Origin of the sequence: Tenacibaculum mesophilum, from assembly GCF_003867075.1 — a bacterium.
Lineage (GTDB): Bacteria > Bacteroidota > Bacteroidia > Flavobacteriales > Flavobacteriaceae > Polaribacter > Polaribacter mesophilus.
Window position 1 is genome coordinate 3267289 of sequence record NZ_CP032544.1, and the last position, 13481, is coordinate 3280769.

Below are 13481 nucleotides of genomic sequence, written 5' to 3' on the forward strand. Positions count from 1 at the left end.
TAATGATAATTTTGGGGCTATAATAAAGCTATAAAAAGAACGGGAAAGCGGATATCGGAATAAAACCTTAATTTTAAGAAAAATAAATATTTTGATGGTATTAATATTTCAATAGATTCAATGATTAAACACACAAAATAATATGTTTTTAGATTTTATACTTATTTTATACGATTTCTTTAGAGAAGTAAAAAAACATTTACCATGATAAAAAAAGTTTTTCTAATATTTTTTTGTGTTTTTAGCTCTTTAGGGTATTCACAAAATTATATTATCTTTCAGAATAATTTTATCTCTTTTCGTCAACCTTTACCTGATAATTTTAATCTAGTTAAAAATGAAATACCTGCAGAAATCAATATTTTTCTTATAGAAGATAAAGTTAATGTTCCTGTTTTAACATCAATACACGTTAGAGATGATAAATTCATTAATAGGAAGAAAAAAATAGCTTCCTTAAAATCAATTCATGGAGAACAAAGAATTGATAAGGTTTATTCTTATTTAAAATCGATACCTAGTAGAGGAAATGCTTTTGTCCATGGAAGAAAGAAAATTAAAAATAATCTTTTTCTCTATTTATACTCTAAAGAATTTAGAGGTTTAACAGAAGGTTTTTTGTTATTGGCTAATTCCAATTGTATTTTGGGTTATGTTAAAGTTTTTGAAAGCATGAATGAGAATCCTTATTTTTTTAAGACATACCTTATAGACAATAATATTGTTAATGTTCTAGTGTATGATGATGGCTATGATATAGATGATGGGACTGGTGATTCTAAATATTCTTATTCTGTTTTGTATATAAGTGAAAAAGGTGTTATAACTAATCTTGATAAAGAAAAATTAATTAAAGTTCTTAAAAAGAATAAAAAGTATATTAATTGATTTTTTAGTAGATGGTTTGTATGATCTCTATAATTTAAAAAAAGAAATCAATTATAAATTAGAGATCAGTTACTGGGTATGTTAGAATAAGTAATAAGCAAAGGAAAGTAGACCTAAAATCGGAGTTTATAATAAATACAAAATAAGATATTTGTTCCGTAAGAATATTTTCATATGAAAAATACCTAAAGATAAGGTATGTAGTAAACAGTTCTACTGTAACTATTGAGAAGATTCTTTTAGTGTAAAAGGAGAAAATAGTTGATTTTGAAACTATTAAAGTGAGGTGTTATGGGGTTGAAAAAGAAAGATTTTATAGAAATACTGTTGATTGTTGACAAATATATTTATTAACTAGTGATACGGTAATATTCAGAGGTAAACAAGAGTTGAACAGTTGGTCAACATAAAACGCAAAAACGGATGTTGACCAACTGTTGATTTTTTGTTGAGCCTGCACCCCTTCATTTTACTAACAGTTATTGTTATTGTTCAACAAGGCAACAGAAATTTAATTATTTTGTTTTTGCATAATGGTAAATTATTACGTTTTGCGTTAATTGCGCAAATTGAATAAAAACGCAAGAAAGCGCAAAGTCACCTATCAAAAGAAAATTACAATGGCTATCAAGAAATATAAAAAAGACAATTATACTGCAAAAGAACTATACACCTATGTACAAGTTGACTTACTACATAGCTATCTACTTGCATTGCCCGCTACGATACATCATAATAATAAAAACAGAACTTTAAAAGCAAGAGAAAACTAATCAATAAGGAAACCTCAAAAAAGGAAGAATTAAATAATGCTGTGAATGTATTTCATGATTAAGCAAAAAAGCGCAACAACAAACGCAAAACTGTAAATTATGTTTTTAAAATATATGTAATGTGCTTGATTATAGTTTTTTAAATGGTGTAAGCTATACTTTTGAGGGTTTTATCATGGAAATCGCAAGGAAACATAAAAATTATATTCTCCCATGTGTAAACCAACTTACGGAATAGTTTCTATGATAAATGATATTAGTATACTTAACGTAAGAGTATAAATAAAATAATGGAATCCTAAGAGAAAAATGACTTTTAAGAGACGCAACGAAATGCAAAAAGGAACAATAACTAATTCTTGTGATAAGAATGGCATTACTATACACAATATTTAATATATAATTAATGAACATAATTTACAGTAAAAAGAAACAAAATAAAATCTTATTTTTGTTTTTATGGATATAAAATTGACAGAACAAGAAAAGATAAAAATCTTAAATTCCGATGATATTTACGGAATTATGCAACGCATTTTATTAAGAGATAATAAAATAGACCAAAATCGTGAGCATTTTTGGGTTATTGGTTTAGCAAATAACAACCGTATTCTTTTTATTGAACTAATAAGTTTAGGAACTGTCAATGCAACCTTGGTAGAGCCTATGGAGGTATTTAGCTTTGCGCTACAAAAGAGAGCTGTAAAAATAATATTATGTCATAACCATCCAAGTGGTGAATTAACTCCGTCAGACAATGACAAAAACCTAACAGATAGGTTGATACAAGTTGGTATTATAGTAAATACCCATGTAATAGACCATTTAATTATTTCTGATAAAAGTTATTTGAGTTTTGCTGATAATGGTCTTTTGCAGGAGCTGGCAAAAAGCACTAAATATGTTCCTAAATATGTGTTAGAACAGCGTTTAAAAAAGGAGGCATCTGAAATAGCAAAACGTAGTGAGAAAATAGAAATAGCTAAAAATTTAAAAAGAAAAGGTCTTGATATAATTACTATTGCAGATGCTACAGGCTTAACGGAAGAAGAAGTGAAGAAGTTGCGTGTAAAAAGGTCTTAAAAGCATACATATTTTTAACGAACAAATTCTAATCAAAAGGCAACAAAATTAATTCGTTAATACTCTTATTTTTCCTGATAGAACTACTCAAGTACTCAGAAATTGAATTAAAGAAGCAAAAAGACAAGTACTACTTAACAACTTGTTAAGTACACAATATTATTTATGTACGCACAAATTTCGTACAAATATGATTAGTTGCCCTTAAAATACAATGTCTTATAGCAAATAGCTTAAGAGTCAGAAAACTATCTGCTTATTTTTCTAAATGTTTTTATATATTTAGGGTCAAAAATTGTTAACCCTTCAAAAATATATCTATGAACATAAAAGCGAAGCTCTTTGTATGTGGAGAGGAGCGAGAATTAATCTCTACCAGTTTAAATTACATTCGACTTACTGACTGGAACGGCAAACCTACATCAGCCCTAATGGGAGGTACTTTTACCGTTACTTTTAAACCAGAAATGTACGATGACACCTTTATTGAATGGATTATAGCCGATAGAAAAGACAATAAAAAAATACGTCACCCTTTTAATCTTTACCTATTAAGGGATGGGAAAGTAGTTTTTTATGAAGATGATTTTGATGGTGTAGAGCTATTCCAATACAACTTTCAAGATGGTGTGCTTATAAACTACCATGAGGTTTTTGATAATCAAAAAGGTATGCAGGTTACCTTAACTATATCGCCTGCAATGCAAGACTATCGTTTTTTTAACAATAGTACTGACTGGAGAAGAAAAAGTAGAACTCGTTATATAAAACCATGGCAAGAGAGTTTTATACGACCTATAGAAGATACTCCTCATAAGGCACAAGAAGACACAACACCTCGTGTTGTAAAAGTAAACTGGATTAATAAGAGTAATGAAGTAGTAAATAGTAGTCATTACGAAGAAAACTTAGGTCTTGAAATAGGTTTGAATAATCCTAATGGAGGAAAGGTAAAAATTAGTATTGCAAAAAAAGATAATACCAATTTTGATAATAATACTAAAGAAATAGTATTAGAAGAACATGTTACTGGTAATAAAGTAACTATAACCGACTTTAAAATAAAGAAAGAGTGGGAAGATTTTAAAAATGTAGAGATAGATGAACTGGTTGCTACTGCAACCTATTTTAATAGTACTAAAGAAAGTACACAATTAAAGATAGAACCAAAACCTAAAATATTAGTAAACTTTAGACCAAATGATAATTGGAAAGGAGAGTTTGGGTTTGATTGGATTAGAATAAATGATACCAGTTTGTTTAGAGATACTAAATTTGAAGATATTATATCTAAACAATATAAGGATAGTACACACACTATTTTAGAGAAAAACCCAAACCAATACAAGGGACACTTTAAAAAAGACCCCAATCAGTTTAAAAAATTAAAAGAGAAAAATTACGGTTCTGTCAAAGTACCATGGAAGAAGGTTACAGATGCTAGTGGTAAGCAAGTTGACTATACGCACTATACAGAATGGATGAGTTTAAAAAAAGGTAAAGAAGCTAAGGTTAAAATTCATATAGATGTTACCGAAAAAGGAGATTATTTACTATTTGAAGACAATGAACATTTTACCATTATTCCTAAAAAAGTAGATATTAAAAACAAGGGAGGAAAGAAAAAGCTAAGTGATATTGTTACCATAAAATGCGATAAAGAGTTTACAGCCAGCCAAGAAATAATTATAAAAGCGTATAAAGAAAACCAGCAAGAAGGTGTTGTGGCAGGTAAAATTAATGTATGGGCAAACGATGCGTCTAAGCACAAACAGAAAAAAGTAGTATTTGTACAATTAAAAACAAAAATATCAAGAACAGCCAGTGTTCAAAAATCAAATGTTTTACCAGAAAAAAATAGAATTAATAAATATTTAGAACAAGCCTATATACAATTGCACCCAGATTCTGTGGTTGTTACTTTAGATTTAACAAGTGATTCTGATTTTTCAAGGTTTATTAAAAATAATAAAATTCAAAAAGTAAGTACTCCTGTGGCTGCAATACCTGCAACTGCTACCACTCCTGCAAAACCTGCGATTCCTAGAGAAAGTATTGTTAGTTATTTAAAAAGAAACTAAAAAGTATAGATGCTAAATATGATAACCCTGACTTTTTTAAAGCTTTTTATTTTGCTGAGCATGGTTATCATCCCAACGGTAATTTAAGCGGCTTCTCTGCTGCTAATGCAGACTATGTCGTAGTGTTTAAGTCGGCTAACGACCAAACTGCTGCGCATGAGTTTCTGCATTCATTAAATTTAGCGCATACTTTTACGAATATAGAAGCTTCTGCTAATGCAGAATTTACCTATCAATATAGTAAAACAGATAACCTGTTAGATTATTCACATCATAATCCAAGAAATAACAATAATCGTTGTAGCCTATTTCATTGGCAATGGATTAAAGCTAATAATTCTATTTAAAAATGAAAAAACTCGTATTTATATTTATAATACTAAGCTTCACTAGCTGTATAGCTCAAAAAAACTTAAAAATGGAACAAGAAATTATTATACCAGAAATAACTAAAGAGTTTGAAACTTTTGATATTAAAGAATTTAATACCAAAAAACTAAATGAAGAAGTTCGTAAAAAAGAAGATGATAAATTAATAATTCTTCTTGATTATTCAAATGGTTATAGTAAATCAGTGTATTATGACAAAAGCGCATTTAGTGTGGTGAATAATTACTACTTAAATGGTAATATTGAAATTAAAGGGGTTCGATTTAATAATGGTTCAGAATATGGAACATGGTATCATTACGATGAAAAAGGAAATTTAACTGAAGAAGAAAATATAGATGAAGGTTACGATTTTGGTTGGTTAGATGTTATAAAATATTGCCATAAAAAAGATATTCAATTAGAAAAGGGGTATCCTAAACGAGGTGGTATTAAAACTGAAATTTACAAGAATGAAGAAGAAGGTAAAAAGGTATGGACAATAAGCTATTACAAGCCTAAAACAGATGAGTATATAGAAGTTACACTTGATGGAAAAACAGGAAAAGAAATTAAACGAAGAGATTTAGAGTTTATAGGTAATTAAGCAATATTAATAGTAAAAATTATTGCAATGAAGATAAAATGTAATACTTTAATGTATCCTTTATTAGGATTTTAAGCTAAAATATAATGTGTCTCTATGAAAAAGAATATAGATAAAACTATAGAAAGAATACTTGAGCCAACGATAATGGTAAATGTAAAAGGGTTGGATAAGTCTAAACCAAAATATGACTTTCATATCCTAAATACTTTGCGAAATTGTATATGGAATAGTGTTTCTATGAATATTTTAAACCCATCGTATTGTATAAAGAACAAAGTAGGTAATATTATACATTTTAATGATGAATTAGAGATAGAATTATATAAAGGTATCAATGAAGTTGTAGAAACTACAAAACATCTTAATATATCAGTTCCAAATCCATATACTGTAAGTATGTTTGAATACTTTTATCAGGAAGGTAGTAATAATGATACGACACTTTATTATTTAGCTAATGAAAATATAGGAACAAGCAAACAGAGCATCTGTAGAGGTTCTATTGTATTGTATGTGCCTATAAGCGAATTGACACAAGAAGATTATTATGATTTTATAGGAAAAGACTCAAAAGATATTAAACGACACTCCATTACAGAAGAAGAAAAAGTTTTTTTAATCTTACATAGTTATAATAAAAAGAAAAAAGTTTGGAAGATTCAACAACTTATTTTTTAGAAAGAATCTAAAAGAAACTCATATTGCGCAACGCAAAACAATTTTGATTTTTGTAAAAATATTTTAAGTACTAAAAGCTAAATGTGAAGTAGAATAGTTAATAGAGACTTTTCTAAAAAAAATAAAATAAATGCAAGAAAGCGCAATTTTAAGCAAAACTTTATGAATCGTAATTTTTAGAGAAGACAGAATATTTTATTATAGTTGTCTACTTAAATAAAAAAGATGCTAATGTTATTGATTGTTTTAGAACGACCAAATTTTTTTTGCGTCTTTTGCGTTTAACGCAAAAGAGATTAAAGGTAAGTAATTCATTTGTTTATAGTGTGCTGTGTTTGTTTGTGTAGAAGTTTTTATTAATAGCGTTTTATAAAAAAGCGCAATACCTGTGTAAAGGACTAGACTTAAAAACAAAAAAAGAGTTGCTTAATTACCAGAAGACTCCAATTGTCAAAGGTTTAAACAACTCTTAATGGTGTAAAATTAGTGATTTTATTTTAGATTATGGGAATTAAGTAAACCTGTTTAATTCATTACTTTATTACCAAAATAAGTTGTTATGTTTATAATAAAGGGTATAGGTTTTTATCTGTCAGAAAGAATAAAAATAATATCATAAATAACTTATTAATAACAATTGCACATTATTTTTTTTAAAGTAATTTTAGAGGTAATAAAAATAGCTAAAAAAAATGAGTAAATTTTTAACAGGAAAACAATTAGAAGATAAACTAACAGATATAATCTGGAACGCAAAAAGGTACATAATCATAGTATCGCCATTTATCAAATTAGATGATTATGTAAAAAACATACTAGAAAAAGTAAAAACGCATCACGATATAAAGTTTTACTTATTATTTGGTAAAAATGAGAATAGTCGCAATCGTAGTATAAGCGAAGAAGACTTTCAATACTTTACTGAATTTAAAAATATAACCATTCTTTATAATAAAGACTTACACGCAAAACATTATTGCAATGAAAATGAGGGATTAATAACCTCTTTAAATTTATATGATTATTCTATGATAAATAACGTAGAGTATGGAGTGCATTTTACAGATAGTCTTATAAGTACAGATAAACTTTTTCGAGAAACAGAAGCATTTACAGATGAATTGTTGTATGAAAAGTCAGATGTTATTTATCTAAAAAAACCGCAATATTCTAAGGGGCTTTTAGGTTTAGGTAAAAAGTATCAAGATTCTAAAATCATATATGATATTTCAGAAGATTTCTTTACAAACAACGAAAATTATGAAAAAAAAGTTCTTGATAGCTTTGATTTAGAGGTTGAATCTATTGTAGAAAAGAAATTTAGCATTAAACCTACTAGAGAGGTTAAAAATGCAAAAATTCCAAAAGAAAATGTAAACTCTAATGAGAATTTAAAAGAAACAATTGAAGTTGATAAAGAGTTACAATTTTCAAAAACAACAAATGATGAAGAAGAAGAAGTAGGCTATTGTATCAGAACAGGAAAAGAAATTCCTTTTAATCCTGAGAAACCATTTTCATTAAGTGCATATCGTATGTGGGATAGATATGGAAACTACGATTACCCAGAAAACTATTGCCATAAAACAGGTAAAGAATCACACGGAAAAACAAGTATGGGAAACCCAATATTAAAAGGGATTTATAAATAAGGTAGATTTTCATGTGGTTAGCAAGTTGTTGTAAAGTAGTTGTTAGTTGATGTTGAAAGAGAAAAACGCTAATATAAAGTAAAGAAATAATTATTATGAGTTTAAAAATATGCTATATATGGGTTGAAAAGTTTAGAAACTTTGAAAATTTTGGATTTAACCTTTCTAGTTATGAAAAGTTTAGCTTTGATAGGGAAAGCTTTAATTTAAAAAAGGAGATGATTAATAATATACCTAATGATTTTTATGGTGAAAATGTTTCAAGCGTCATGGGTATTTTAGGAAGAAATGGGTCAGGGAAAAGTAACTTGTTAGAGTTGGTTTGTAAGATTCTTAAAGACGGGAAAACAAGCATAACTTCAGAATTCTTAATTATTATAAGAGAAGATAAAGAGTATAAATGTTATCATAATTTTAATGGTGTTATAGTCTTTAAAAGTAACTTTACATTAAAAACATCTAACTATTCGGGAAGAGTTGAAAATTTAAAAGTTATTTATTTTTCTAATATTTATGATGAAAGGATTCAAAGTTTTAATAGTAAAATTTCTGATTTATCAGCAAACAAAAGATACGCAGGTAGACCTTCAGCTAGAAAAACTACAGACTTTGTAAAACAATTACAGTTTATAAGGAGTGAAGCTTTTGTTCCATCGGAGATTCCATTACCAAAGGAAATTTTGGTTATGCCTAAGTATAATACACATAATTCATCTTATTGGGAAAAAAGACTTACCTCAAATTCTGAATTTGATAAAAGATTAGTGTTAGCTTTTAAGTCTTTTTACTCAAGTTTAAAGAAATCTAGTTCAAGTAAAGAAAAATTATATGGTTTTTTAATCTATTCTCAAATAGTTGAGGTTTTATATTTAATACAAGGACTTAGTCTTGAAGCTGATTTGTTTGATGATACTTTACAAAAAGAAACTAAATGGTTAATAGAGGAGCTTGAGGAAATATCTTTAACTTACAAGAGTAAATTAGCAGAAGCAAATAGATGGAAAGATTGGTGTAGTAATATTATTAAACACGCTTTTAGTTTTTATGATAAGAGTAATAGGAGTTATAAGAAAATTAAATTTATTGAGTCAAACATTAAACTTTTAGATGATTTTGACGAGTTTATTGAAACAAAAAACATAAAGACAATAGAAGAAGGTGTTGGGGCTAGGAAAACAGAAGGTTTTGTGTTGGGCTTTAATAATAGTTCAAGTCGGTTAGATCAACGATTTTATAATTTCTTGGACTCAAATAATAAAATATATTTGGATTGGTTAGGGTTAAGTTCAGGTAATAAAGCATATTTGAATTTGTTTTCTTTATTACGATACGAACTTAATAAGATAAGAGAAGATAATGTAATAATATGCATTGATGAAGGAGATTTATATTTACATCCTAAATGGCAGTCTGATTTCTTTTATCAACTGATAAACTTAGTACCAAGATTTAAAGAAGCAAGTTATCAATTTGTGTTAACATCACATTCTCCTTTCTTAGCTTCAGATTTACCAAAGCAAAGTATAGTTTTTCTTAGTAATAATTCTGAAAATTATTCAGAAGAGATTTGTAATAATAATAAAATTAAAACTTTTGGAGGTAATATAGGTGAATTATATATAGATGCCTTTTTTATGGATGGGGGGTTAATAAGTCGTTTTGCTGCTAATAAAATTCAAAACTTGATTAATAAAGTAAAAACAGGCTTTACTGAAAAAGATGAAAAAATATTTGATTTATTAGGGGATGATTTTATTAAAATTCAAATTGAAAATTTAAAAGAAACTTATGATAAAGATTGATAATGGTACAGGTGTAGATTTAGATGATTTAGCTCAGGATCATTTTAATAATTTATCACAAGCTAGAAAAAAAGATGGTTCTTATCACGCTAGTCAATCATTGATAGGTAGAATTCAAAAACAATTTTTAAAAGATATAGTTTACCCTAAAAGAGTTCTTTTTTGGGAGTATTTTTTAAAAAATGATTACTTTAATTTACATAGAGTTATTACAGGAAGACCCGATGAGTTACATGAAATAATAAATGAGATTGAAAAATTAATTGGAAATAATCTATTATCAAAAAGCATAAGTTATCATAATGCGAACTTAACGAGCTTTGGTGCCATTGTGAAAAAAGTTTTTAACTACGAAACGTATAGAGGTTCTGTAAATCCATTAAAATACTTTGAAGCTTTTGAAATTAATTTCTGTCCTTATTGTAATAAAGAGGAGGTAATGAATATAGAAATAGTTGATGAAGAAGGAGATGGAGAAATCATAAATAAACTTCATCAGTTAGATCATTTTTACCCAAGAGTACGATATCCATATTTATCATTATCTTTTTTTAATTTAATTCCAGGGTGTAATAATTGTAATGCAGTATTAAAAAAGGAAAAAGATTTTAATATAGAAACACATTTTAATCCCTTTCATAAAAGTTTTAATGATTTTTTTGTTTTTAAAATAGATATATCTTTTCCATTTAATAAATCTGAAATAAAAACTCATTGTATGGTACCACATTCAGATAAAACATTAAAAGATTTAAAAATTACTGAACGATATAATCAAGGTACAGCTCAAGAAGAAATTTTTGAAATGGTCAAACTATTTAAAAATAATTCTCCAAAAATACAGAGGACAATAATAGAACAACTCAAAGGATTGTGTTCATCTGTATTAATTAGTAAGAAAAATTTATTAGCTAGTCAAGGAGTACCCGTTAATGTTGATGATATTAATAAAAAGCGCTTAGGAAAGCTTAAAAGAGATGTTTGTAATCAAATAGGAGTTATATAATTACTTTTTATGACACCTAAATTGACACCTTAGAAACAAAACCCCTGTAAACTTAATGTTTACAGGGGTTGTTTGTGGAGACGCCGAGAATCGAACTCGGGTCCAAACAAGTAGCTCAAAGGCTTTCTACATACTTAGTTTTTGCTTAATTTTCGATTAAGACCTGACCAAAAACCGTCCAATCTTAACTTATCTTCTTTAGTTTCGAAAACCTATCGAAGCCCTAAGTTTTCTATGTTTACTTTTACGATGCCCAAAAGTGAAACGCCGTAAACCAAGGCTTTTCGTGGACATTTAGCTTGCGCACCTTGTGCGCCGAGGCTCTATCTTACTATTAATTCAGATTAAGCAGCTAAAGCGTAGTTATCTTCGCCGTTTAAATGTTTGAAATAAGTTTAACGAGTTGTCATTTCACTCCTCGGTATGCTTACATTTTTACTAATCTTGCTGTCAAAACCAGTCGTCCCCAATATGTCAAAGATGCTATATGTACCCGTGCAAAAAATATACCAGATAATCTTTTTGATTCTATGCAATTTCGTTTAACAGCAATATAAAACAATACTGTTGAAACAAGAGGATGCAAATATAAAAAAATACTACTTGTACAATCATTTTAAAACAAGTATTTTCGCTGCAATTGTTATAAACTATAACATTATATGTGAAATTGTTTAATTTTAATACAAAGGTCAATTATGAAATTCGGAATTATTAAAGAACGTAAAAATCCACCAGATAGAAGAGTTGTGTTTTCTCCAGAAAAATTGCAAGAGTTTAAAGAACAGTTTCCTCAAGCAGAAATAGTCGTGGAAAGTTCTGATATCCGAGTTTTTTCTGATGAGGCTTACACAAAAGCAGGTTTTGAAGTAACCAATGATGTTTCTGATTGTGATGTGTTATTAGGAGTAAAAGAAGTTCCTGTAGACAATTTAATTCCAAATAAAAAATATTTTTTCTTTAGTCATACGATTAAAAAGCAACCATATAATCGTAAGTTGTTAAAAGCAATGCTTGATAGAAATATAGAAATGTTTGATCATGAAACCATTATTGAAGAAAATGGAGCTCGTTTAATTGGTTTTGGTCGTTATGCAGGTTTGGTAGGTGCTTATAATGGTTTTAGAGCCTTAGGCATACGTGAAGGATTGTTCAACTTACCCAAAGTAGAAACGTTACCCGATTTAGATGCTGTAAAAGTTGAATTAGATAAAATAACTTTACCAAACATCAAAATTTTACTAACAGGAACAGGAAAAGTAGCAAAAGGAGCCCAAGAAATTTTAGATCATTTACAAATTAAACAAGTAAGCGATGCTTTATATTTAACAAGTGAGTTTACTGAACCAGTATATTGTATAGCCGATGTTATGGAGTATGCCAAACGTAAAGATGGTAAAGTAGGAGATAAGTTTGAGTTTTATAAAGATCCAACAGGGTACGAAAGTAATTTTATGGCGTATGCGAAACAAACTGATTTCTTTATAGCAGGGCATTTTTATGGAGACGGAGCTCCGTATTTATTTACACGTGAAGATGTAAAACATCCTGAGTTTAGAATAAAGTATGTAGCAGATATTTCATGTGATATTGATGGACCAGTAGCAACAACACTTCGTGCGTCAACAATTGCAGACCCTATTTACGGTTACAACCCAGAAACAGAATCAGAAATTGACTTTAAAGACGAAAAAGCCATTACAGTAATGGCGGTTGATAATTTACCTTGTGAGTTACCAAAAGATGCAAGTGAAGGTTTTGGAGAAATGTTTTTGGAGCATGTAATTCCAGCATTTTATAATGATGATAAAGACGGAATTTTAGCTCGATCAAAAATGACAACAAATACTGGTAAATTAACCGAACGTTATGCATATTTGCAGGATTACGTAGACGGAAAAGAATAACACTTAATAACTCCCGCTTCAGCGGGATTTTTATTTAATATGATACCAGACAAACAGTTCTTAATTGATACAGCAAACATGAGAATGCCTTTTGGTAAATACAAAGGAACGTATTTAATTGACATTCCTGAGTATTATATTGTTTGGTATAAGAATAAAGGATTTCCACAAGGGAAACTAGGCACAATGCTAGAGCTAGTTTACGAATTGAAGTTAAACGGACTAGAAGACATTTTACGAAAGATTAGAAGATAATTTGCGAGTTAAAAATTTTTCTAAAAGTAAAACAGTGACAATTCCTAAGGTATAAGCTACTAAATCACCAATACTAAAAGTAGTACCAAATACGATTACTGCCAATCGGTTATTTTCTAAACCGAGAAATTCTAGAAGAGGAGTTAACTGTAAAAATTCTACTAAATAAGCAAAAATAAGTACTGAAACTCCAGTGTTTTTATCAGAGAAGTTAAAGAAAGCTTTCACCAAATAAAAAAGTAAGATAACGACTAAAAAGTCACCAAAAGTATGTCTTATAAACCCTGAAGTTTGAGCTATTATAATTTCTAACAAAAGAAGAAATATAAAGGCAATGAAGTATTTTATATTGAATTTCATAATCATATATTAAGCAA

General features: G+C 28.4%; 13 protein-coding genes and 1 other RNA gene. 12 read left to right on the top strand and 2 right to left on the bottom strand.

The genetic code is table 11. The annotated features are described in order from the left end of the window. The first annotated feature begins 204 nt into the window (after positions 1–204). The 10 genes from D6200_RS14885 to D6200_RS14925 all read left to right on the top strand — a co-directional run bounded on the left by D6200_RS14885 (position 205) and on the right by D6200_RS14925 (position 10942). Positions 205–888, top strand: a complete 684-nt coding sequence (locus tag D6200_RS14885) for a hypothetical protein (protein ID WP_073181502.1) — start codon at positions 205–207, stop codon at positions 886–888. Between the two features lie 620 nt (positions 889–1508). Then, a complete protein-coding gene (locus tag D6200_RS15365) occupies positions 1509–1661 on the top strand; it encodes a hypothetical protein (protein WP_159432105.1) in 153 nt (50 codons plus the stop codon). A gap of 459 nt (positions 1662–2120) precedes the next feature. Next, positions 2121–2744 carry a JAB domain-containing protein gene (locus D6200_RS14890; RefSeq protein ID WP_073181498.1) on the top strand — a complete coding sequence of 208 codons (624 nt, stop codon included), beginning with the start codon at positions 2121–2123 and terminating at the stop codon, positions 2742–2744. A gap of 320 nt (positions 2745–3064) precedes the next feature. Continuing rightward, positions 3065–4825, top strand: coding sequence for a type VI secretion system tube protein TssD (tssD, locus tag D6200_RS14895; RefSeq protein ID WP_073181496.1), 1761 nt, complete (start codon positions 3065–3067; stop codon positions 4823–4825). Positions 4826–4947: 122 nt separating this feature from the next. Next, complete coding sequence (locus D6200_RS14900; protein WP_073181494.1) at positions 4948–5172, top strand: hypothetical protein; 225 nt, start codon at positions 4948–4950, stop codon at positions 5170–5172. Positions 5173–5243: 71 nt separating this feature from the next. Next, positions 5244–5801 (top strand): hypothetical protein, encoded by a 558-nt coding sequence (locus D6200_RS14905; RefSeq protein ID WP_083574753.1) that lies wholly within the window; start codon positions 5244–5246, stop codon positions 5799–5801. A gap of 96 nt (positions 5802–5897) precedes the next feature. Beyond that, positions 5898–6482, top strand: a complete 585-nt coding sequence (locus D6200_RS14910; RefSeq protein WP_073181492.1) for a hypothetical protein — start codon at positions 5898–5900, stop codon at positions 6480–6482. A 692-nt stretch (positions 6483–7174) separates the two neighbouring features. Next, on the top strand, positions 7175–8134 hold the full coding sequence (locus D6200_RS14915; protein ID WP_073181490.1) for a phospholipase D family protein: 960 nt from the start codon (positions 7175–7177) through the stop codon (positions 8132–8134). Between the two features lie 95 nt (positions 8135–8229). Beyond that, positions 8230–9936 (top strand): AAA family ATPase, encoded by a 1707-nt coding sequence (locus D6200_RS14920; protein WP_073181488.1) that lies wholly within the window; start codon positions 8230–8232, stop codon positions 9934–9936. Further along, positions 9923–10942, top strand: coding sequence for a hypothetical protein (locus D6200_RS14925; RefSeq protein ID WP_073181486.1), 1020 nt, complete (start codon positions 9923–9925; stop codon positions 10940–10942). Before D6200_RS14920 ends, D6200_RS14925 begins: the two co-directional genes overlap by 14 nt. Positions 10943–11014: 72 nt before the next feature. Here the strand turns inward: D6200_RS14925 and ssrA are convergent. Beyond that, positions 11015–11410, bottom strand: a transfer-messenger RNA (tmRNA) gene (gene ssrA, locus D6200_RS14930). A gap of 230 nt (positions 11411–11640) precedes the next feature. Here ssrA and D6200_RS14935 point away from each other — a divergent pair. Together D6200_RS14935 and D6200_RS14940 are read left to right on the top strand one after the other, a co-directional pair. After that, positions 11641–12849: an NAD(P)-dependent oxidoreductase gene (locus tag D6200_RS14935; protein WP_073181484.1), complete on the top strand. Its 1209-nt coding sequence runs from the start codon at positions 11641–11643 to the stop codon at positions 12847–12849. 39 nt (positions 12850–12888) lie between these two features. Continuing rightward, complete coding sequence (locus tag D6200_RS14940) at positions 12889–13104, top strand: DUF3820 family protein (RefSeq protein ID WP_047789880.1); 216 nt, start codon at positions 12889–12891, stop codon at positions 13102–13104. On the opposite strand, the gene D6200_RS14945 is transcribed toward D6200_RS14940, so the two are convergent. Next, positions 13084–13464: a ribosomal maturation YjgA family protein gene (locus tag D6200_RS14945; RefSeq protein WP_073181482.1), complete on the bottom strand. Its 381-nt coding sequence runs from the start codon at positions 13462–13464 to the stop codon at positions 13084–13086. The two genes, D6200_RS14940 and D6200_RS14945, sit on opposite strands and share 21 nt — an antisense overlap. Positions 13465–13481 lie beyond the last annotated feature (17 nt).

Bases quoted from the DNA above. Each gene is read 5' to 3' on its own strand.
- D6200_RS14885 (WP_073181502.1), top strand. From the start codon at position 205: ATGATAAAAAAAGTTTTTCTAATATTTTTTTGTGTTTTTAGCTCTTTA.
- D6200_RS15365 (WP_159432105.1), top strand. From the start codon at position 1,509: ATGGCTATCAAGAAATATAAAAAAGACAATTATACTGCAAAAGAACTA.
- D6200_RS14890 (WP_073181498.1), top strand. From the start codon at position 2,121: ATGGATATAAAATTGACAGAACAAGAAAAGATAAAAATCTTAAATTCC.
- tssD (WP_073181496.1), top strand. From the start codon at position 3,065: ATGAACATAAAAGCGAAGCTCTTTGTATGTGGAGAGGAGCGAGAATTA.
- D6200_RS14905 (WP_083574753.1), top strand. From the start codon at position 5,244: ATGGAACAAGAAATTATTATACCAGAAATAACTAAAGAGTTTGAAACT.
- D6200_RS14910 (WP_073181492.1), top strand. From the start codon at position 5,898: ATGAAAAAGAATATAGATAAAACTATAGAAAGAATACTTGAGCCAACG.
- D6200_RS14915 (WP_073181490.1), top strand. From the start codon at position 7,175: ATGAGTAAATTTTTAACAGGAAAACAATTAGAAGATAAACTAACAGAT.
- D6200_RS14920 (WP_073181488.1), top strand. From the start codon at position 8,230: ATGAGTTTAAAAATATGCTATATATGGGTTGAAAAGTTTAGAAACTTT.
- D6200_RS14925 (WP_073181486.1), top strand. From the start codon at position 9,923: ATGATAAAGATTGATAATGGTACAGGTGTAGATTTAGATGATTTAGCT.
- D6200_RS14935 (WP_073181484.1), top strand. From the start codon at position 11,641: ATGAAATTCGGAATTATTAAAGAACGTAAAAATCCACCAGATAGAAGA.
- D6200_RS14940 (WP_047789880.1), top strand. From the start codon at position 12,889: ATGATACCAGACAAACAGTTCTTAATTGATACAGCAAACATGAGAATG.
- D6200_RS14945 (WP_073181482.1), bottom strand. From the start codon at position 13,464: ATGAAATTCAATATAAAATACTTCATTGCCTTTATATTTCTTCTTTTG.